This window comes from Oscillibacter sp. CU971, from assembly GCF_905219725.1.
Lineage (GTDB): Bacteria > Bacillota > Clostridia > Oscillospirales > Oscillospiraceae > Oscillibacter.
In genome coordinates, this window is the sequence record NZ_CAJMXG010000012.1 from 1 (window position 1) to 21,827 (window position 21,827).

At 61.8% G+C, this 21,827-nt stretch carries 14 protein-coding genes; 7 read left to right on the forward strand and 7 right to left on the reverse strand.

The window, feature by feature from the left end:
• Both JX325_RS02045 and JX325_RS02050 read left to right on the forward strand, forming a co-directional pair.
• The coding region (locus tag JX325_RS02045) for a TAXI family TRAP transporter solute-binding subunit (protein ID WP_243413872.1) at positions 1–938 on the forward strand (938 nt) is incomplete at its 5' end.
• A gap of 150 nt (positions 939–1,088) precedes the next feature.
• Positions 1,089–3,128, forward strand: a complete 2,040-nt coding sequence (locus JX325_RS02050) for a TRAP transporter permease (RefSeq protein ID WP_204789518.1) — start codon at positions 1,089–1,091, stop codon at positions 3,126–3,128.
• 23 nt (positions 3,129–3,151) lie between these two features.
• Here JX325_RS02050 and JX325_RS02055 read toward each other — a convergent pair whose 3' ends face one another.
• The 5 genes from JX325_RS02055 to JX325_RS02075 all read right to left on the reverse strand — a co-directional run bounded on the left by JX325_RS02055 (position 3,152) and on the right by JX325_RS02075 (position 6,768).
• Positions 3,152–3,463, reverse strand: coding sequence for a hypothetical protein (locus tag JX325_RS02055; RefSeq protein ID WP_204789519.1), 312 nt, complete (start codon positions 3,461–3,463; stop codon positions 3,152–3,154).
• Positions 3,456–4,838: an MATE family efflux transporter gene (locus JX325_RS02060; RefSeq protein ID WP_204789520.1), complete on the reverse strand. Its 1,383-nt coding sequence runs from the start codon at positions 4,836–4,838 to the stop codon at positions 3,456–3,458. Before JX325_RS02060 ends, JX325_RS02055 begins: the two co-directional genes overlap by 8 nt.
• 126 nt (positions 4,839–4,964) lie before the next feature.
• Positions 4,965–5,384, reverse strand: a complete 420-nt coding sequence (locus tag JX325_RS02065) for a CD1247 N-terminal domain-containing protein (protein ID WP_204789521.1) — start codon at positions 5,382–5,384, stop codon at positions 4,965–4,967.
• 128 nt (positions 5,385–5,512) lie between these two features.
• Positions 5,513–6,082: an elongation factor P gene (gene efp / locus JX325_RS02070; RefSeq protein WP_204789522.1), complete on the reverse strand. Its 570-nt coding sequence runs from the start codon at positions 6,080–6,082 to the stop codon at positions 5,513–5,515.
• 173 nt (positions 6,083–6,255) lie between these two features.
• The gene (locus JX325_RS02075; RefSeq protein ID WP_204789523.1) at positions 6,256–6,768 is read right to left on the reverse strand and encodes a YqeG family HAD IIIA-type phosphatase; all 513 of its coding nucleotides are present in this window, start codon (positions 6,766–6,768) and stop codon (positions 6,256–6,258) included.
• A gap of 84 nt (positions 6,769–6,852) precedes the next feature.
• Here JX325_RS02075 and JX325_RS02080 point away from each other — a divergent pair, with 84 nt between their 5' ends.
• Entirely contained in the window at positions 6,853–7,644 is a 792-nt protein-coding gene (locus JX325_RS02080; RefSeq protein ID WP_204789524.1) for a hypothetical protein, read from the forward strand.
• A gap of 24 nt (positions 7,645–7,668) precedes the next feature.
• Here JX325_RS02080 and JX325_RS18395 read toward each other — a convergent pair whose 3' ends face one another.
• Together JX325_RS18395 and JX325_RS02090 are read right to left on the reverse strand one after the other, a co-directional pair.
• Positions 7,669–9,795, reverse strand: coding sequence for a response regulator (locus JX325_RS18395; protein ID WP_204789525.1), 2,127 nt, complete (start codon positions 9,793–9,795; stop codon positions 7,669–7,671).
• A 499-nt stretch (positions 9,796–10,294) separates the two neighbouring features.
• Positions 10,295–14,446 carry an S-layer homology domain-containing protein gene (locus tag JX325_RS02090; protein WP_204789526.1) on the reverse strand — a complete coding sequence of 1,384 codons (4,152 nt, stop codon included), beginning with the start codon at positions 14,444–14,446 and terminating at the stop codon, positions 10,295–10,297.
• A gap of 555 nt (positions 14,447–15,001) precedes the next feature.
• On the opposite strand from JX325_RS02090, the gene JX325_RS02095 reads away from it, so the two are divergent.
• From JX325_RS02095 to JX325_RS02110, 4 genes are all read left to right on the forward strand, one after another.
• Complete coding sequence (locus JX325_RS02095) at positions 15,002–16,714, forward strand: ABC transporter ATP-binding protein (protein WP_204789527.1); 1,713 nt, start codon at positions 15,002–15,004, stop codon at positions 16,712–16,714.
• Entirely contained in the window at positions 16,711–18,441 is a 1,731-nt protein-coding gene (locus JX325_RS02100; RefSeq protein ID WP_204789528.1) for an ABC transporter ATP-binding protein, read from the forward strand. Before JX325_RS02095 ends, JX325_RS02100 begins: the two co-directional genes overlap by 4 nt.
• A 321-nt stretch (positions 18,442–18,762) precedes the next feature.
• A complete protein-coding gene (locus JX325_RS02105) occupies positions 18,763–20,607 on the forward strand; it encodes an iron ABC transporter permease (RefSeq protein ID WP_243413873.1) in 1,845 nt (614 codons plus the stop codon).
• Positions 20,608–20,655: 48 nt separating this feature from the next.
• On the forward strand, positions 20,656–21,777 hold the full coding sequence (locus JX325_RS02110) for an ABC transporter ATP-binding protein (protein WP_204789529.1): 1,122 nt from the start codon (positions 20,656–20,658) through the stop codon (positions 21,775–21,777).
• Positions 21,778–21,827 lie beyond the last annotated feature (50 nt).

Below are 21,827 nucleotides of genomic sequence, written 5' to 3' on the forward strand. Positions count from 1 at the left end.
ACACCGGAAGCTCCGACAACTCCGGCGCTTCCGCCGTGGCCGAGGACACCAACACCGTGGCCGTGGGCGCCGTGGTCATCGCCCGGGACGACGTGCCCGAGGACGACATCTACGCCCTGACCTCCGCCATCTTTGAAAACATCCCCACCATCACCGAGCAGCACGCCAAGGGCGGCGAGCTCGACCTGGACTTTGCCTCCTCCGTCACCTCCGTGCCCTATCACCCCGGCGCGGCCAAGTACTTCGCCGAGAAGGGCAAGGAAGTCGCTTCCGTGAAGGAAGGCGCGGGCTCCGGCGATTCCAAGGCCCTGACCTTCGGCACNGGCGGCGAGTCCGGCACCTACTATGCCTTCGGCGGCGTGCTGTCCAGCTATATCTCCAATAACACCGGCGTNTCCGTCACCGCCGTCACCTCCGGCGGCTCCAAGGCCAACATCGAGGACCTGGCCGCCGNGGACANTCAGCTGGGCTTCGTCCAGTCCGACGTTATGAGCTACGCCTTTAACGGCGAGCGCCTCTTCGACGCCAAGGTGGAGAACTTCTCCGTGGTGGCCGCCCTCTACATGGAGCAGGTGCAGATCGTCACCACCAACCCCGACATCAAGTCCGTGGCGGATCTTGCGGGCAAGTCCGTCTCCATCGGCGACCGGGGTTCCGGCGTGTGGTTCAACGCCGTGGACGTGCTGGGCGCCTATGACATCGACCCCGACAGCGGCATCAGCCCCGTGTACCAGGGCTTCGGCGACAGCGCGGACAGCCTGAAGGACAAGAAAATCGACGCGGCCTTCGTGGTGGCCGGAGCGCCCACCACCGCCATTGTGGACCTGGCCACCAGCGGCCCCGTGTACCTGGTCAGCCTGNACGANGAGCACACCAGCGCCCTGCTGGAGTCCTCCCCCTACTACAGCGCCTACACCATCCCCGCCGGGACTTACTAATCCCCCAACCCGAGCCATCCCCGGCAAGGGCCGCGTCAAGCGGCCCTTGCCGCCTTGAAAGGGCAGCTCTCCCGCCGCCCCTTCAATACGGCAAGGACCTGTTTTCCTTTGTGATACCCCTGTGTTTATTTTAATAAGGAGTAGGATTCTATGAGCGAGAAAGACAAGAAACACCTTCCCGGCGTGGACGTCGGCACCGCGGCGGACATGGACGAGGTCATGCGGAAGTTTGACCGGGAATCCGCCACCCGCATTTGGCAGGGGACACCCAAGCTGATCGTGGGCGTGGTCATGGCCCTGTTCTCCCTGTACTGCATCTGGATGACCCTGCGCTGCACCTGGGACCTGCCCATCNNGNTNACCTCCTTCCTGGGGCTTATCACCATCATGGGCTATCTCACCTACCCCGCCCGAAAGGACCATGTGAAGCCCAACTCCATGCCCTGGTATGACATTGTGCTGATGCTGCTGGGNGCCGGGTCCTTCTTCTATTACTGCCTGAACTATAACTCCCTGGTCATGGTCATCACCAGCGCCGCCAAAATCAACCCCGCCAGCGAATCCGCCATCCCCAACGCCTGGTTTTACCTGGCCATCGGTGTTGTGGCGATTCTGGTGCTGGCGGAGCTCTGCCGCCGCTGCGTGGGCCTGCCCATCCTGTTCGTGGTGGGCGCGCTGCTGATTTACACCTTCGCCAGCGGGCAGAATCTGGCCCGGGTCATTTATACCCTCTTCTACGGCACCTCCGGCGTCATGGCCACCCCCATCCAGGTCTGNGCCAAGTTCATCGCCGTGTTCATCATCTTCGGCGCGTTCCTGGAGCGGACGGGCATCTCCAATTTCTTCATTGACCTCGCCAACTCCCTGGCGGGCAGCACCTCCGGCGGTCCTGCGAAAGTGGCGGTCATTTCCTCCGCCCTCTGCGGCATGGTGTCCGGCTCGTCTGTCGGANACACNGTCACNANCGGCTCCGTCACCATCCCCATGATGAAGCGCACCGGCTATCAGGGCGAGTTCGCCGGAGCCGTGGAGGCGGCGGCCTCCACCGGCGGGCAGATCATGCCCCCCATCATGGGCGCGGCGGCCTTCCTCATGGCGGAGTATATGGACACCACCTACGCCAACGTGGCGGTAAAGGCCATCCTCCCCGCCCTGCTGTACTTCACCGGCATTTTCCTGGCCGTCCATCTGGAGGCCCGGCGGCTGAATTTGAAAGGCGTTCCCCGGGACCAGCTGCCCAAGTTCGGCATCCTGATTCGCAGCATCTACCTGCTGCTGCCCCTGGTAATCCTGGTGTGGATGGTTTCCACCGGAACCCGGACCCTCCAGTTCTCCGCCTCCATCGCCATTTTGCTGGCGATTCTGGTGAGCCTGCCCCATATGTTTACGGACAGCCGGGCCCAGCACGACGAGGGCTTTGCCGTCCACTTCGTGAAGGACACCGCCTCCATGATCGTCAGCGCCCTGGAGGCCGGCGGCCGGAGCTGCATCACCGTGGCTGTGGCCTGCTCCATGGCGGGCATGGTGGCCGGGTGCATCACCGTGACGGGCCTGGCCTCCAATCTCATCAACGGGGTCATCAACATCAGCAATATGATTCCCATTCCGGCCCTGTCCCTGTTCATCGCCCTGTTCTTGACCATGCTGTGCTGCATTGTGCTGGGTATGGGCGTGCCCACCACAGCNAACTACTGCATCATGGCCTCCACCTGCGCCCCCATTCTGATTCAGCTGGGCATCGGTAAGATTCNCGCCCACNTCTTCGTGTTCTACTTCGGCATCGTGGCGGATATCACGCCTCCCGTGGCCCTGGCGGCCTACGCGGGCAGCGCCATCGCCAAATCCGACCCCATGAAAACCGGCGTCAACGCCACAAAGCTGGCGATCGCCGCCTTCATCGTCCCTTATATCTTCGCCTACAGTCCGGCGATGCTCTTCGTGGACGTGACCAGCGTCTTCCAGGTGGTGCAGATTATTATCAGCGCGCTGCTTGGCATCTTCGGCGTGGCCGCGGCGCTGAACGGCTACCTGTTCCGGCCCATCCCCAAGTGGATGCGCTTCGCCCTGGTAATCGCGGGCCTTGCCATGATGGTCCCCGGCTCCGCCACGGACGTGGTGGGCTTCATCGCCCTGGCGGCCATGGTCTTCTATCAGCGGGCCATGGCGAAGAAGGGCCCCGCCGCCGCCTGAGCTTTTCCAAAAACCGCCCCGCTTCACGGGTCCCGCTTTTTTTCATCTTCCTCCTCGTCCTCTCCGGCTTCCTCCGGCAGGGCGGGCTCTTCCGGGTCTTCCGGCAGGGGGGCCTTGAACATCTTCCAGGCCAGGAGGCCCAGCACCGCCGCGCCGCCGCCCAGCACCACCGCGCCCAGGGTAAACTGGAAGGAGGTGGGGCCATAGGGGTCGCGGGTCAGGTAGGGCTTGGCGATCTGGTAGAAGAGATAGACCAGGTACAGCGCCGCCAGGGCATAGACGTTGGCGCGGACTCTGGGGTTGAAGGGCTTTTTGGGCTCCTTGGGCTTAGACATGGTTCTCCTCCTTTTCCGGCCCGTCGGGCCGGGTGACGCTCCGCACCCATTTCCAGCTGTGAAGCCGGAGGGCCACGGGAATGATTTTATAGATCTGGTCCCATTTCAGAAGAAAGAACACCAGCTCCGGGGGGCTCTTCCACCAAAACGCCGCCATGGCGGAGAAGGGCACCACGATGCCCCACATGCTGATCAGATTCAGCTTGGCGCTGAAGGCCGTGTCTCCCCCGCCCCGGATGACGCCCGTGTCACAGGCCATCTGGTAGGAGGTGCCCACGGTGGTGACGGCGATAATTGCCATAAACCGGAGGGCCAGGCCCCGGGCCCGGGCCGTCAGCGTGCCGCCGAAGACCGCCAGAATGGGATTCCGGGCCAGGAAGATCAGCGCGCCGGAGGCCAGGCCGATGGCGATGAACAGAACCTGGAGCGTAGCCACCAGGGGGCGAAGCGCGTCCTTCCTCCCCTCGCCGATGCTCCGCCCCACCACGATGCCGGAGGCGGAGGCCGCGCCGTAGGCCACTACGGAGAGGACCTGGTAAACCTGGACGGCAATGGCGTTGGCCGCCGTCACGTCGCCCCCCAGGTGGCCCAGAATGCCGGTCTGCACCATCTGGGCCGCGCCCCAGAGGGCCTGGTTCACCAGCACCGGGGCGGAAACCCGGTTGTAGTCGCCAAGATAGCTGGCATCAATGAAGAGGAGCTTCCGCAAAGTCAGGTTCAGCCTCTTCTCCCGGTACTTTAAATAGTAGACCACGATCAGCAGCTCCACGCAGCGGGAGACCAAGGTGGCCACCGCCGCCCCCCGGACCCCCAGCTCCGGACAGCCGAGATTCCCGTAGATCAAAAGGTAGTTCAGCGTGACGTTGATGCACAGCGTGGAAAAGGAAATGGCGTAGCCGATCTTCACCACGCCGATGGACCGGAGGGAGGCCACCAGGATGTTGGTGACGGTGAAAATGACGTAGGAAAAACAGATGATCCGGAAGTAGGCCGCCCCCTGGGCGATGACTTCGGCGTCGCTGCTCAGCAGGCCCAGCAGCTCATGGGGAAACAGCAGCACCACCCCGAACAGCAAAGCCGAGAGAATCGCCCCGAACCGCAGGGCCACGCCGATGATATGGGGAATGGGCTCCAGCTTGTTCTTGCCCCAGTACTGGGACCCCAGCACCACGGCCCCCTCCCCCGCGCCGCCCACCAGCATCTGGAGCAGGAACTGGATCTGGTTGCACAGGCTCACGCCGCTCATCGCCTCCTGGCTGTAGCGGCCCAGCATGACGGTGTCCATCAGGTTTACCCCAAAGGTCAGCAGATTCTGCAAAGCCAGGGACAGCGTCAGGGCAAAAAAGGCGCGGTAGAAGGTCTTCTCCTTAATCATGGGTCTTCTCCTTTGGATGCTCTCGCTCCATCCAGTATACCGCGGCGGCGGGAATTTGGCAATATATCTTTTCCGGCACAGCGAAAAGCCGGACGCCAAGGCGTCCGGCTTTTGCCGTCAGGGGGATTATTCCCCCTCTTCCTCTTCTTCCTCCAGGCTCTTCAGGTCAAACTCCAGCTTTTCGCCGCAGTTGGGGCAGACGACCTCGCCGTCCTCCAGGACGGACTCGTCGAAGTAGATGCTCTCCTCGCAGGTGGGGCAGGTGGTGGCGTAGCAGTCCTCGCCCTCTTCCAGGTCGTCCAGCTCATACTCGTCCTCGTCTTCCTCGCCGTAGAGCAGGTCCTCCACGTCCTCCAGATCGTNGCTGNCGGCGTCCAGGCCCTCTCCCAGTTCTTCCTGGGCGTCCTCAATGTCGCTGAGCTCCAGGGCGATGTCCTCCAGCACGTCGATGATGGCGGCCAGGAGCTTGCCCTCCTTCTTTTCGGTGTCCAGGTCCATGCCCTCCGCCAGGCCCTTCAGATACGCGACCTTCTCCGTGATGCTCATAGTCAATGACCTCCTTTATCATTCAAATCATGTTCGTGACCACATGCGCGTCACAAAAATACCTCCGTGACCGGCGTCACGGGTGTGGGGGAATCCAAAGGGGGGATTTCATCCCCCCTTTGCCGTACTCACTCTTTGCAGCGCCCCAGANATTCGCCGGTGCGGGTATCCACCTGGATCTTCTCTCCCTCGTTGATGAACAGGGGCACCTGGATCACCGCGCCGGTCTCCAGGGTGGCCTTTTTCGTGACGTTGGTGGCCGTGTCTCCCTTGACGCCGGGCTCGGTCTCCGTAACCTCCAGGTCCATGAAGTTGGGAACCTCCACGGTGAAGACGCTGCCCTTATAGCTCACCAGCTTGCAGACGGTGTTCTCCTTCATGAACTTGAACGCCTCGCCCAGCACGTCCCGGTTCAGNGGGGACATGTCAAAGGTCTCCGGGTCCATGAAGTAGTAGAGATCGCCGTCGTTGTAGCTGTATTCGGCGTCCTTGCGCTCCACGNTGGCCTGCTCGAATTTGGCGGTGGGGTTGAAGGACTCCTCCCGGATGGCCCCGGTGATGACGTTCTTATACTTGGTGCGCACGAAAGCCGCGCCCTTGCCGGGCTTCACATGCTGGAAGTCCACCACCAGCATGGGCTTGCCTTCCATCTCGAAAATCATTCCCTTNCGAAACTCGNCTGCGGAAATTGTCGGCATAATAAAATCCTCCTCACAAATCTTTATCCGAGAAAACGACCCGTGAGAGGGCATTTTCTCTCTTTTCATGGTTCTTCCATTATAGCCGTAGCTATTTTATCCCATCCAGGCGGTGATTGCAAGTATTTTTCCTCTAATTGTCCGGGACCATGCAAAAATATTTTGGACGGCTCCTATCTCCGCCGCTCCTCCCGGCGGCGGCAGAGGGCCTTGAAGGGGGCCTGGAGGGCGTGGAGAACCTTCTGCCAGGGCGTCGCCGCGCCGCCCAGGGGCTCCACCATCAGCGCCAGCACGCCGGCCCGGTTCGCCGCCAGCATATCCGTCAAAAGCTTGTCGCCCAGCATGGCGGTATGGGCCCGGTCCGTCCCGGCCCGGGCCATGGCCGCCGCCAGGCCGCGGGTGGAGGGCTTCCCGGCATGGCCCTGGTAGGGGACGCCCAAATCCGCGCAGAACTCCGTCACCCTTGCGCCGGAGCGGTTGTTGGAAACAATCATCACCTGGATTCCCGCGGCCTTCAGCTCCGCAATCCAGGCCCGGAGGGCCGGGTCCGGGCGGCGGACGGACTTGGGGGCCAGGGTGAAGTCCAGGTCGCTGAGGAGCAGGGCCACGCCCGCCTGGCGGAGAAGCTCCGGCGTAATCTCCCGATAGCACCCGAACAGGCGGCTGGGAACCAGGGAAAGGGGCATAGCCGGCAGCCTCCTCGCATAGAATCTCTTGAAGTCATTTCCAGTATACCAGCTTTCATGCCTGGGCGCAAGGGGGAGTGAAATTTGCAAATCTACCTGGCCGTGACGCCGGAAGAGACGCAGGAGGCCCGGGAGCACTGCCGGAACCTGGCCCATGTGGCCNACCGCATCGGCCCCGGCTCCGCGCTGCTGCGGCAGAGCCTGCTTCTGCAAACCAAGGGGGGCCTCTTATCCNTCAGCGACCGCCAGGCCCCCTTCATCGACAGCCCGGAGGATCTGCGGGACGCGGTGCTGCGGGAGTGCGGGCGGCGGGGCTACTCCGGCGTGCTGCTGGACTTTGAGGAGGCCCCCCGGCGGGACCGGACGGCCTTTGTCTCCGCCCTGGCACCGGCGCTCTCCTCCTCCCGGCGGACGCTGTTCCTCCCCGAGAGGTACGCGGGCGCCGCCCCCGGCGCGGCGGTGCTTCTCTGCACGGCCGTCTCCGGCGGAAGCTTCTCCCAGTACCTCCAGGAGGCCGTGGCCCAGGCCGGGGGCGCGGGACGGCTGGCCCTGGACGTTCAGCGGCTCCGCATGGACTTCCGCCTCCCCGCCCGGTCCGGGGAGGGAGAGCCCCTGACCGGGGAGGCGCTGGCGGCGCTGATGGAGCGGGAGAATCCCGCCGTCTTTTTCTCCCAGGACCTCTGCGCCCGGTACTTTACCTATAACCGGGAGGGAGAGGCCCACTTCGTCCTCTTCGACGACGCGGACACCCTGAACCAAAAGCTCCGCCTGGGGGTGGGCATGGGCTTCCAGGCCGCCTTCCTCATGTGGCCGGAGGTTCAGGACATCGCCCCCCGCCTGTTCACGCCCTGGCGGGGAGGGAAAAAACCACCGTGAGCCCTCACGGTGGTTTTTCGCGCTTCATCCTCCCGTTATGCCGGAAATTACCTCCAGCAGGCGGTCGATATCCAAGGGCTTGGCCAGGTGGGCGTTCATGCCGCTTTCGGCGGACTGCTTCCGGTCCTCGTCAAACGTATTGGCGGACAGGGCCACAATGGGGACATTGGCCAGCCCCGGGTCCCCCAGGGCCCGGATGGCCCGGGCGGCGCTGTGGCCGTCCATCACCGGCATCCGCAGGTCCATCAGCACCAAGGCATAGTAGCCGGGGCAGGAGTTTTTCACCTTCTCCACGGCCTCCGCGCCGTCTCCGGCGGTATCCACCAGGAAGCCCGCCTCCTCCAAGAGCTCCACGGCAATCTCCCGGTTCAGCTCGTTGTCCTCCACCACCAGGACCCGGCGCTCTCCCTCCGGGGAGGGGGCGGTATGGGCGGCGGCGGTCTCCTGCAGGCGCAGGTTCAGCGATGCGGTCAGCAGCCCGCCGCCGTCCGGCAGGGCCTGGGCGTCCACCGTGCCCCCCATCAGCTCCATGACGTGCTTGGCGATGGGCAGGCCCAAATCCGCCCCCGCCGCGTCGGAGGCGGCGGTGATTTCCCGGCGGGCAAAGGCGGCGAAAACCTGGTCGTTCAAAGGGCGCGCCATATCGGAGCAATGGGCGATGAAATGATAGGACCCATAGGCCCGGGTGGCGCTCCGCTCCCGGAGGGACAGCTCCACCCGCCCGCCGGACTCCACCCGGCGCACCGCCCCCAGGGCCAGGCGCTCCAGGGACTGGCGGAGCTTCTGGCGGTCGCACCAGACCTTGGGATGCTCCGTCTCCGGGTCGGAAAGCACCAGCTCCACGCCCCGCTCCTTCGCCCGGGGAAGCACCTCCCCCCATACCTCCCGGGCCAGCTCCGGCAGGGTGCAGGGGACCTCCTCAATGTGAATCTGGCCGGATTCCAGCCAGCTCAGCTCCAGCACGTTGTTCAAAAGCCCCATCAGCTGGGCGCTGGACGCTTCAATCCGCTCCAGCTCCCGTTTCAGCCGCTCCGGCTGGTCCAGATGGCGCTTCGCCAGCTCGGTGAAGCCCACAATGGCGTTCATGGGCGTGCGCATGTCGTGGGAGATATTGGACAAGAAGGTGTTCCGGGCGTCTCCCGCCAGCTTCGCCTGGGCCAGGGCCGCCTCCAGAATGGCGGAGCGCTCCCGCTCCCGGCGGACCTCCTCGTCCACCGTGCGGCAGGCGAACATAATTTGAGTCGCTTCCCCGTCCGNGCTGACGTTGACNATGAAGGCCTGGACATACTCGNCCTTTCCCTGGTGNAGGATCCGGGAATTGATATGGTAGGACTTCTGGTCCCTCAGGGCCGTCCGGATATAGGCGGGGTCCAGCTCCCGGGTGAACCGCTCCCGGTCCTCCGGATGGACCCAGCGCCGGACGTAGTCCCCGGCAAAGTCCCGAAAGGGCCGGACCTGCAGATCCCGGCCAAATTGGAAGCACTCCCGGCCGCTGACCNGATAGGGTTGAATGACGTCCTCCGCCAAGTCCGCGTGGAACACCACTTCGTAATCCGCGCTCAGGCCCTCAATCAGCTCCAGNCGGCGGACCAGCTNGTCGTTCATCTGCTCCAGGAAATCNAGAGTCTGTTCCGCCTGCTCCTGAAGCTCCCGCTCNTTCTGGNGCTTTTCTTCCAGAATGGCCGCACGCTCCGCCACCCGGCGGCGGCGGCGCTCCGTGCTGTCGACCAGGAAGACGTAAAACACGCCTCCCAGCTCCTCGGTCTCGATGAAGTGGCCGAAGTCCTCCACCCAGCAGACGGAGCCGTCTTTTCGGACAATACGGTATTCCACATAGTCCAGGTCGAAGCTGTTCTGGGAAATCTGCTCTCGGATGCTGGCCTCCACAGCCTCCCGGTCATCCGGGTGGACGAGGCCGCGGAAGGTCCCGCCGGTGAGAGACCAGAACTCTTCCTCCGTCTTACAGCCAAGCATCTGGAGGACGGCATAATTGACGTAGAGAATTTTATCGTCATCATCCCGGTAGATGAAAAATCCGCCGGGCATTTCGTCGGTAAAACGCTTAATCTGCCGGGCGGTAAGGCTCTCCCGGTCCGAGAGGTCCCCGCCGCTGCGCAGGAGATATTCAATCAGGCCGTGATTTTCAATCACAGGGTAGGCCTCCTTTCCGGATTTTTCTTATCATAACACATTTGGAAGAGTTTGTCACGCATGACTTGCGGAAGTTCCTCCGGCCTCCCCCTTGCGGAATTTGTCGAAATCCGCTATACTGTTTTCGCTGCCGTTCCACTCTGGCAACAGAGGGGAGGTGAACATTATGCTGGAAGTATGCAACTTCCTAGCCGCGGTCGCTGCAAGCGTTGCCGGCAATCTTGTCTGCAAACGGCTTGAGCGTTTCCGCAAGGGCAGCTAATCCCAGCAAAAGGGAATCCCCGGAGAGGTGCTGCTCTCCGGGGATTCCCTTTTGCTGTCTTGGTGAACTTATGCCGTATGCAACTTCCTTTGTCGGCAAGGTCATTATACCACAGCCCCGCCGGGATACGCAAGAGAAATTTTTCTTCCCGCTCCCCTTCCATCCGAAAAGGACCCGCCCCAGGCGGGGCGGGTCCTTTCTTGTGTGGGATTGCTTTGTCTTTCGCGTTGGATTAGATTAGTTGTGGGACGCCGTGTAGGTCAAAACGGGAACCGAGTAATCGCTCTGGAGATCCGCAACCGTGATGGTGATGGATTCGTTCTCGGGAACGATGACCGCGTTGGCCAGACCGGCAAAGGTCCAGGTCTTATCATCCGTTTTGCTGCCTTCCACACTGTCGGCGGATTTAGCCCACACACCGCCGGTGATATTGGAGGCGAAGGCCAGAGTTCCGGCATTCGTGACATCCGCTCCGTTTGTCACACCACCGGTCTTTGTGGCCTTGATGGTGATTACCAGATCGGAGCCCTTGTCGAAGGAAGCTCCGTCGGCAATCGCCTTACCATTCATGGTGTAGGACACCTCGAAGTTTCCGGTGAGGTTGACATGGGTCGGGGCCGTTCCATTGAAGATAGCGAACATATCGTTCTCATACTTCGCGCCGGGGACAACCGTCGTAGAGTTCAGATCCGCCGTCTTAACATAGACGGGGTCGCCTTCCAGAGGAGTGACCTTCACGTTCGCGTCCAGGCCGGTGACCTGATCCAGGGTCTCGTCGGCGGCAACAATCAGCTTGGTGCTGCCCACAGAGATGAAGGCATAGCCGGTGGAATCATCCCAGGTCAGCTGGNCGTTGGGCGTCGTAATAACCCACTCGTGAGAGGTGGCATGGTCNAAAGCCTTGGCAATGGTNGNGTACTGCTGGCCCACGANGTCCAGAGCATCTCCCAGCTGCTTGACGGTATCCTCATCCTTGCCGGTCAGAACCACACCTGCGAAGTCCAGTTCGCNGGGAGTNGTGGTGAGGTCAATATCATCCTCCGAGATAGAAGCCCAGTCAAGGGTGCCGTCGGCCGCGTCGTTGGCCGCAGCAACGCCCAGTCCGGTGGCCACGGTGTTCTCATAGAACGCCGCAACCGCAGCNCCGATGGTGAAGGTGTAGTCGGACTTGTTGGGAGCCTCAGAGGTGTGGTTCCGAGCATAGACCGTTACCTTAATGGTATCGCCCGCGGCCAGAGCGACGGTGGAGCCGTTCTGAATCGTAGAGGCAGAGCCATTGTGGGTCAGCTCGATTTCCATTTCCTTACCGTTGTGGGTGAAGCTGATTTTTCCGTCGCCGTCCATAGCCGCCTGGGTCAGGCCGTTGACCGTTTCGGAAGCAGTGGGATTCGAGAAAGTCACGCCCTTGATGTTGGCGGACAGCAGGTCCTTCTGAGCCGGGGTCGTGGTGTCGGCGGCGGAAACCCAGCCGGTGATGATCACCATGGCAACGCGGCGGAAGCCGTCGGTGTCGGGGTTGTCGTTCACAACCAGCTGGACNTCGGNCCTCTNCTGGCGNTAGTCCTCCACCTCTTTCGTGGTNGGATTGGTGAACATGAAGGTCTTCAGATCATCGAAGCTGTCGATGTCGTTTTTGGTCAGGTAGACGAACACGGCCTTCCGCAGGCTGACGATGTTCTGCTCGTCTCCGACGCCCAGGTCGCCCTTCAGATCGCTGCTGACGTAGGGAGCCAGATCCAGCGTGGTCTTGTCGGTGCTTCTGCCGGAGCCGACCTTCTTGTAGTTACCCAGTTCCACAAGGCTGGCGTTGACATTCACAATCTCCTGGATATCAGCCTGGAAGGTGGAAGTGGTGCGCTGGGTGAAGTCGTTGCGCTGACGCAGAGTGTAGAACTCGTCGTGCTCCGCGTGCTCGGTCTTGGCGTAGGAAGCGAAGTCGCCTCTGTACAGCCNGTCATAGGAGTAGATGGTCTCTTCCTCACGGACGCCGTCCGCGGTGTTCATGGCAACGGTGTAGACATAGACCATCTTGCCGGTGGAGTCATAGTGAGCGCCGCCGGNCATATNCCGGACATACANCATGGAAGCGCTGTCGGCCTCGTTGCTTTCCTGCTTGATGACCACGGCCTTGATGGCTCCCTTGCTGGTCACCGCAGCCTGGGCCGCGTTGAAGTTGTTTTGATGGACGGGAATCTTTTCGATGGGCAGGAGGCTGTCGTCCGCGCCCGTATTGGAGATTACGCCCTCGGCGGTCGTGCGCAGTTCCNTGTTCTCCACGGTCTTGACTTCGGACTTGACCTCGATGGATTCAACCTCGTTGTCATTGTCGAAGGAGACGTAGATGAACTTCACTCCCTTGTCAATGAACAGGGCGCTGTCGTCTCCGTAGTCGCGCAGGTCGACTTTGACGTTGCTCGCCTTGATCTTGTAGGGTTCTCCGGTCTTTTCGTCCACGCCGGTGAAGACGTCGTATACGCCGTCATTCTTGATCTCCCAGTCATACAGGTTGCTGCGGGAGGTGCTCTCATACTTCACCAGGTCGCCGGGGCGGAAGCCGGTGGCGTTCTTGTCGAAGTTGGGGCCAAGGTTCAGCTCCACAGGCTCACCGGAGATATCCCAGCCGGTGACGACAGTCACGATGCGNCCGTTCTCCACGTTGGAGCGGAAGGAACCAATCACCATCCACTCGGAGGTGGAGCCCACATCCTCAGCCAGCAGGGCATAGCCGTGCTTGTCGAGGGTCNGGGTAACGTCTTTCTTGGTGACTTTGATCTTGTCCCCGTCGATTTCGGACATGTCCTTGTTCCACAGGGAGATGCTGTAGTCGGTGCCGCCCACGGTCAGGGAGACGGCGTTTTTGGCCTTGTTGGTGGGGCCGTAGTCCTTCACGCCGGTCAGGGTGCCGGACACGGTCTCGGGCTCATAGGCCTCGGCGACCTCGAAGTCCTCGCCGTCATGGTCGGCGTCCACAGGGATGATTACCACGTTGTCGCCGGCCTTCAGATCCTTCAAGGCGGCATAGGGGGCGTCCTCAGCCTGGACATTGCCCACCTTCACGTCGATGGGATCCTGGTTGAAGCCGGGGAAATCCTTGTCTCCGTCGTCGGGGTCCTTCTTCTCCAGGGAGACATAGTCGGTCCCNNCNTTCTTGACCNCCATGAGCTGGCTCTTGACCACCACGACNNCGGTGATGAAGTCGGCCTCATCCTCGGAGACATAGACCTCGACCACGGTGCCGTTGTCNGTCAGATCGGAGATGTTGGAGATCTTCGCTTCCTTGCCGGAGCGGATCGCATCTTCGCTGTTGGTTTCGGGGCACTGGGCNCCCCANACNCCCTTCTTGCCGTACTCGCTGATGTTGTACTCGGTGCCGTTCACCCAGAAACGGGTGTAGACGTTCGCCTCGTCGGACTCCAGGGTGTAGCCGCCCAGGCCGGTGGCCCGGTTCTTCACAGCATCGGTCTTATCGGAATAAGCCGCCTGCTTGTCGAAGGTGAAGTCGGGGGCGATGGGGAAGGTGCCGATGGTGACCTTCTTGTAGCTCCAGACGTTGGAGGGACGGCCGAAATCGTCCTTCGCAGTCTTGTGCNCGTCGTCCAGGCGCAGATCCTTGAAGTGNTCCTCGCCGAACTCCACGGTGTAGTGATCGTCCTTGGAGTTGCCTACGGTGTCCAGTTTCCGGTTGGAGATGTTTTTCGCATAGGCCTGGTTGCTGGTCACATAAGTACGGGTTTTGTCCCCGACAATGGCGGCGTCTCCGGTGGTAATGGTAAAGCCGCCGGTGTACTCGACCATGGTGGCCTTCAGGGTGTTCAGAGCCAGCTGGCAGGCCTCCTCGCGGTTGACCGCGTCGGCGCCCTGGAAGCTCAGGCGGTTGAACAGGCCGGCGATGTTGCCCAGACGGGCCACGTTCATGGTCCAGCCGGTGCCGGTGAAGCCCTCGAGCTCACTCTTGTAGCCGACAGCGCCCAGCAGCATCTTGGCAAAGGCGAAGCCGGTCAGGGAGTTGGCGGGCTTGAAGGTGCCGTCGCTATAGCCGCTGATGTAGCCGGCGGTCTTGCAGTAGCTGATGACGCCCGCAAAGGTGTGGCCCGCGGGAACGTCGGGATAGGGGCTTGCGTCGTTGGGNAGAGCAGAGGCGGCCTCGGGGCCAATCATCAGGGAAACGATGATCTTGGCGGCGGCGCCGCGGGTCAGCTCGGTCTCAGGACGGAAGGAACCGTCCTCGTAGCCGGTGATAATGCCGATCCGGTTCAGGACGGCAACGGCTTCCTCGTACTGGATCTCATCCTTGTCGGTGAGGTCCTNGTACTCGGTGGCCCCGGCGCTGATGGTGGCCAAAGNCATGGTCATAACCAGTGCGAGGACCAGGGATAAGAACTTCTTCATGGATTTTCATCCTCCTTGTTTTGCGGCGGGAAGTTCACCGCCGTTATTTGCGGGNCGGGACGCGTCGGCTTTTCCGGCGCACATACAGTGGCTAGCCGTGCCCGTATCTACCCCGGGACTGCCGCCTCATCCGTGCCGCATGATGAATATAGCACAGCGGTTTTCTAAAATCAATATGATATGCATAGTTGTAACATAACAGTAACAAACAATCCTGCCGTTTCCACCGCTTCTTTTTCCTCTATTTTTTCTCAGATTATGGAAAAATAAATATATTTTGTGCTACTTTTTTCCTAGCGATAATTCTATATCACCGTGCTTTTTTATTTTATATATGTAACTTAGATTTCTTCGCCCCCATGCGTCTTTCTCCTGCATTGCCGGCGGCCCTTCCGGCAGCTGCGCCGCTCCTTTTTAAAAGATACGCCACCCCCTTTCTAAGCCGCAGCCCTCCCCCACGCGAAAATACGGATTGACTTGCCGCCGGAGGGCGTAGTATGATAAATGCAAATTTTCGCAAACGTTTGAGCGCAGACAATCGAAAGGAGNTCCGGCATGAAANCCATTCTCGGCTATCTCCGTCCCCACGCCCCGCGGGTGGCGGTGGGGGTGACGGTGAAGTTCACCGCCGCCGTACTGGAGCTTCTGCTGCCCTTGCTGCTGGCCCACATCATTGACGACTGCGTGCCCGCCCGGGACCTNGCCGCCGTCTGTCNNGCNGGGGGTCTGATGCTNATAATGGCTTTCGGCGCGGCCCTCTGCAACATTACGGCCAACCGCATGGCGGCTTGGGTGTCCATGGATATGACGCGGCAGCTCCGCCGGGACCTCTATCAGCGGACGCTGTTTCTCTCNCAGGCCCAGCTGGAGCGGTTCACCGTATCCTCCATTGTCTCCCGGCTGACCAACGACACCTACAATGTCCACCAGATGTTTGACAAAATCCAGCGCGGCGGCATCCGGGCCCCCATGCTGGTCCTGGGCGGGCTGGTACTGACCTTCTTCCAGGCCCCGTCTCTGGCCTTCGTACAGCTCGCGGTTTGTTCCGCCACGTTNNTCGCCATCTGGCTGGTGACCNGCCAGGGCATTCCCCGGTATACCCGGGCTCAGGAGGCGGTCGACACCGTGGTCCGCGTTCTGCGGGAGAATGCCTCCGGGGTCCGCGTTGTCAAGGCCCTGGCCTGCCAGGGCCGGGAAAGGGANCGCTTCACCGCCGCCAGCCGGGCTTCTATGGAGGCCGAACAGACCGCGGGCCGCATCATGGCCGCCGCCAATCCCCTGGCGGATTTCCTTCTGAACCTGGGACTGGTGCTGGTCGTGCTGGCAGGCGCCCTGCTGGTGGACCGGGGACGGATGGCCTCCGGCCAGATTGTCGCCTTCCTTTCCTATTTTACGTTGATTCAAACCGCCACGCTGGGCCTGGCAAAGCTCTTTGTCAAATTCAGCAAAGGCGTGGCCTCCGCCCGGCGGATTGAGNAGGTCCTCNTGGCNCCGGAAGACCAGCGNGTCCGCGTCCCTGAGGGCCCGGGCCTCCAGGGCCCGGAGCTGGGTATGGAAAACGTGTCTTTTTCCTACCTGGGGGTAGAAAAGGATTTAGACGGCGCTTCTTTCCTATTAAATAAAGGGGAAACCCTGGGCATCCTGGGCCCCACCGGTTCCGGAAAGACCACCCTGGTTTCTCTGCTTCTCCGCCTCTATGACGCGGACGGCGGCGTCGTCTGGCTGGGAGGGCGGGACGTCTCCACGCTCAGCCGGGAGGATCTGCGGGGCCGCTTCGGCGTGGTTTTCCAGAATGAAGCCCTGCTGAACGACAGTGTCTACGAAAACATCTCCTTCCTCCGGGGGCTCTCCCGGNAGGACGTGACCGCCGCCGCCAAGACCGCCCAAGCCTGGGAATTCATTGAACATCTGCCCGAAGGTCTGAACGCCAAGCTGGATATCCGGGGCGCCAATCTCTCCGGCGGCCAGCGCCAGCGGCTGCTCGTCGCCCGGGCTTTGGCGGCCCACCCCAATATCTTGATTTTGGACAGCGCCGACAGCGCCCTGGACTACCGCACCGCCGCCGCGCTCCATGCCGCCATCCGCCGGGACTTTCCCGGTGTCACACAGGTAATCATCTCCGAGCGGGTATCCTCCCTCCGGGACGCGGACCGCATCCTGGTGCTGGAAGACGGTGTGATTGCCGCCCAGGGAACACACCAAGAACTCCTGGAAACCTGCGGGCGCTATCGCCGCATGGCAGAGCTCCAGATGGGAGGGGCCGTATGAAAAAGAACGTGCTGGTCCGCTTAAGCCGTTTTCTCCGCCCTTACGGCTTCCGGTTCCTGCTCTTGCTGGTCCTGCTGCTGGCGGGAAATCTGCTGTCCCTGGCGGCCCCCCTGCTCTCCGGCCGGGCGGTGGACGCCGTGGGCGTCCGGGCGGGAGGCGTGGACTTTTCCGGCGTGGTTCGGAACTNCGCCGGGATGCTGGGCTGCTATGCCCTGTCCNCTCTCCTGAACTACGCCGTATCCTCCCGCCTCATCCAAACGGCCCAGGCCGTTTCGCACGATCTCCGCAAAGCCGCGTTTGACCGCATGAGCGAACTGCCGGTGGACTACTTCGACACCCACCCCTCCGGGGATCTCATCAGCCGGATCTGCTATGACGTGGACACCGTCAACGCCACCCTCTCCACGGACCTTCTGCAATTGGGCACCAGCGTCTTTACCGTGNCCGGGTCCTTCCTGATGCTGCTCCTCCTCTCCCCCCGGCTGACCCTGGTGTTCTTTGTCACCGTCCCCCTGTCGGCGGCGCTGACCCGGTTCCAGATGAAGCGCATTCATCCCCTTTTCCGCCTCCGTTCCAAGGAGCTGGGGGCCCTAAACGGCTTTGCCGAGGAGCGAATGGGCTGCCGCCGGTCCATTCGGGCCTACGGCGTGGAGAAGGAGGACCTGGGCCTCTTTGACCGGCGCAACGGCGCGGCCTCCAGGGCCTACTANGACGCGGACCGGGCCAGTTCCTCCCTGGGGCCCTCGGTGAACTTTGTCAANAACATCTCCCTTACNTTCGNAAGCGNTTTCGGTGCCCTGCTGTACCTGGGCGGCGGTCTGTCCCTGGGGAGCCTCTCCTCCTTCGTCCTGTACTCCCGGAAGTTCTCCGGTCCCATCCGGGAAGCGGCGAACCTCCTGGCGGAACTCCAGGCCAGCGCCGCCGCCGCCGAGCGGGTGATGGATTTACTGGACGAGGAGCCGGAACCGGCAGACCCGCCGGAGGCCNTCTCCGTGGATCGGCTGCGGGGCGACATNCGTTTTGACCATGTGTCCTTCGGCTACGACCCCGCCCGTCCCGTCCTCCGGGACTTCACCGCCCACATCCCGGCGGGGAGTCTGGCCGCCGTGGTCGGGCCCACCGGGGCGGGGAAGACCACCCTGGTCTCCCTCCTCCTCCGGTTCTACCGGCCCCAGGGCGGACGCATCATCCTGGACGGCGTCCCCCTGGACGCCTACAGCCGGGACGGCCTGCGCCGCCGCCTGGCCTTAGTGCTCCAGGATACCTGGCTCTTCGGCGGCACCATCGCCGAGAACATCGCCTACGGCGCACCGGGAGCCTCCCGGGAGCAGATTGTGGAGGCCGCCAAGGCCGCCCGCATCCACCGCTTCATCTCCTCCCTCCCCCAGGGCTACGACACCGTCCTCACCGACGAGGGCGTCTCCAAAGGGCAAAAGCAGCTTCTGGCCATCGCCCGGTGCCTCCTCACTGATGCGGACGTGGTCATTCTGGACGAGGCCACCAGCAACGTGGACACGGAGACCGAGGGGGAGATCAGCCTGGCCATGGAACGGCTCCGCCAGGGGCGGACCTGTTTCGTCATTGCCCACCGGCTGGCCACCATCCGGGGCGCAGACCGCATTTTGGTGCTGGACCAGGGCGGCGCGGCGGAGCAGGGGACCCACCGGGAGCTGCTGGCCGCCGGAGGCGTATATGCCCAGCTCTACGCCGCTCAATTTCAATCGTAAACAATGGCAAACGGCGGCGAAAACGTATCCGGAATTTCAGGAATTCCTCCAAAAAGCAATTGACAAAATAGCAAAAATAGGAAGCGCCCATTTGTTCAAATTGTAAACAAACCGTGAAAACAAACAAAAAACCCCCCCTAAAATCGGGAGGCTGACAATTGACAAACCTACTCAGGATTCTTTATAATGAACCCAGGAAGTCGCAAACGTTTGCGCAAAGCGGACCTATTTCCGCTCCGCGCGGACAGCCCTGGGCGTGACCGGATGGGAGGACTCGATCGCCCGGNGAGTTCCCGGCAGTTATCAGAAAGAGGTGTTATCGTGTCAAATGCAGTAACCGTGACCAAGGAAAGACCCCCCAGGAAGAAATTGACGGCACGTCGGTTGAAGAACCTGATCCTAAACGTGCTCAAAAACCCCTTCAACATGGTCGTGCTGGTCAGCCTGATCGTGTTGTTCTGCCTGATCGTCATTCCCCTGCTGACCATGATTAAGTCCACCTTCACCCTGGCGCAGGGCGAGCTTCGCCGTGTGGACGGCAAAGTGGGCGACTTCACGCNCTACTATTGGCAGTACATGCTGATGAGCAACATGTCCAAGGCCGTGCTGTGGGAGCCCCTGCTGCACTCCTTTGTCCGCGGCTTCTTCACCACGCTGATTTCCGTCCCTCTGGGCTCGGTGCTGGCCTGGCTGATGATCNGTACCGACCTCCCCGGCAAGAAAGTTCTGGGCATTCTCATTACCGTGCCCTACATGATTCCCTCCTGGACCAAGGCCATCGCCTGGCTGGCGGTATTCCGCACGCCCACCAGCGGCGCAAACGGATTCCTCACCGGCATGGGCATCCCGATTCCCGACTGGCTGGCCTACGGGCCCACGGCCATCGTGCTGTGCATGTCCATGCACTACTATGCGTTCTCTTACATNCAGGTCTCCGGCGCTCTCCGCTCCATCAACTCGGAGCTGGAGGAGATGGGCGAGATTCAAGGCGCCAATAAGGCCCAGATTCTCCGCTACATCACCCTGCCGCTGATCCTTCCCTCCGTGCTCTCCGCCCTGGTCATGACCGTCTCCAAGTCCATCGGTACTTACGGCGTGGCGGCCAACCTGGGCAACCGCATCGGCTACTACACCCTGGCCACCCGCATGCGCGTCTACATCGACCAGGGTCCCCGGGGCGTGGGCTACGCCATGTCCATCGTTCTGGTCGGCCTGGCGGCTCTGATTCTGATGAGCAACCAGAGGGCCATCGGCGTGCGCAAGTCCTATGCCACCGTGGGCGGCAAGGGCGGCCGCAGCACNCTGATGCCTCTTGGCGCGGCAAAGAAGCCCATGATGGCGTTCCTGGCCGTCTTCCTGTTCCTGGCCATGGTCATGCCTTTCTTTGTGCTGATTATGGAAACCTTCCAGATCACCACCGGCGCGGGCTACGGTCCCGAAAACCTGACCCTCTACAACTGGATCGGCGAAGCCGGAGAAGCGGAGAAGTACACCAACTACGCGGGCATCTTCCGCAACCCCGAGTTCTTCAGCGCCCTGTGGAACACGGTCCGCCTGACCATCATCACCTCCCTCATCACCGCCTTCTGCGGCCAGTTCCTGGGCTACATCAGCTCCCGCGGCCGGGGCAAGTGGTACGGCAACCTCACCGAGCAGCTGGTGTTCGTTCCCTACCTGATGAGCGGCGTGGCCTTCTCCACCATGTATTTCTCCATGTTCAGCGTGCCTCACTTCGGCGGGCTGATCCCCTCCCTTTACGGCACCTTCACCCTGATCGTNCTCACCTCCNTGGTCAAGCACTTCCCCTTCGCCAGCCGCTCCGGCACCGCCAACATGCTCTCCATCAGCGTGGAGCTGGAGGAAGCCGCGGACATTGCCGGCGCCAGCTTCTGGAAGCGGATGGCCACCATCATTGTCCCTCTGGCGAAGAACGGCTTCATCTCCGGCCTGATGCTGGTGTTCATCTCCATCGCCAAGGAGCTGGACCTCATCATCATCATGANGNCGCCCGCCACCCGGACCATGTCCTATCTGGCCTTCACCTACTCCCAGGAGGGCTTCGCCCAGATGTCCGACGCCATTTCCGTGTGCGTGCTGCTGTTCATCCTGTTCTGCTACATCTTCGCCAACAAGGTCGCCGGTGCCGACATCGGAAAGAGNTGGTAACCCAGCGAGCCACGGACTTTATATAAGAACAGAAAGGAAACGTGCCATATGAGCCGCATTGAACTGAAAAATATTGACAAATTTTACGGCAACAACCACGTCCTCCGCAACATCAACCTGACCATTGAGGACGGCGACTTCATGACCCTGCTGGGCCCCTCCGGCTGCGGCAAGACCACCACCCTCCGCGTGGTCTCCGGCCTGGAAAAGCCCCAAAACGGCATCATGACCATCGACGGAGTGGAAATGATCAACGCCGACGACGCCTATTATGCCGAACCCAGCAAGCGCGGGCTGAACCTGGTGTTCCAGTCCTACGCCCTGTGGCCCCACATGACGGTGTACAACAACATCTCCTTCGGCCTGAAAATCCAGAAGATGAGCCACGACGAGATCGACCGCCGGGTCATGGACTCCCTGCGGATGATGCGCATCGACATGTACAAGGACCGCTATCCTACGGAGCTCTCCGGCGGNCAGCAGCAGCGCGTGGCCATTGCCCGTGCCGTGGCCTCCAGCCCCAAGCTGCTNCTGCTTGACGAGCCCCTCAGCAACCTGGACGCCAAGCTCCGCATCGACATGCGTTCCGAGCTCCAGCGCCTCCACAAGGAGCTGGGCACCACCATTATCTACGTCACCCACGACCAGGTCGAGGCTCTGACCATGTCCACCAAGATCGCCCTGTTCAAGGCCGGCGAGCTGAACCAGGTGGCCACCCCCATGGAGCTGTATAACAACCCCATTGACCTGGAGGCCGCCGACTTCATCGGCAACCCCCGGATCAACCTGGTCCCCGGCAAGGCCGAGATGAAGGGCGGCCAGCTGGTGGTCAAGAGCGAGCTGGGCGGGCACACCTTCGCCGCCGAGTACCTGACCAACGAGCAGAAGCCCTCCAGCGGCGAGTTCGACTGCGTGCTGGCNGTCCGCCCCGAGCAGATTCTCATCTCCCGGGAGCCTGTGGAAGGCGCCCTCCCCGTCACCGTGTACGCCAGCCAGCCCGCCGGTTCCGAGACCATCGTCACCTTGAAGGCCGGCGAGGACGAGTTCCTGTCCAAGGAGATCGGCCAGGCCCACTATGACATTGATCAAAAAGTCTGGGCCATCATTGACCAGGACAAAATCAACGTCTATAATAAAGAGACCACCCGGCTCATCAAGCGCGCGGTCTAAGCACCCTCCTTCCTCCCGGATAGGCAAAGAGGCGCACCCCCGGCGGCGGG

Bases quoted from the DNA above. Each gene is read 5' to 3' on its own strand.
- JX325_RS02055 (WP_204789519.1), bottom strand. From the start codon at position 3,463: ATGTCTAAGCCCAAGGAGCCCAAAAAGCCCTTCAACCCCAGAGTCCGC.
- JX325_RS02060 (WP_204789520.1), bottom strand. From the start codon at position 4,838: ATGATTAAGGAGAAGACCTTCTACCGCGCCTTTTTTGCCCTGACGCTG.
- JX325_RS02075 (WP_204789523.1), bottom strand. From the start codon at position 6,768: ATGCCCCTTTCCCTGGTTCCCAGCCGCCTGTTCGGGTGCTATCGGGAG.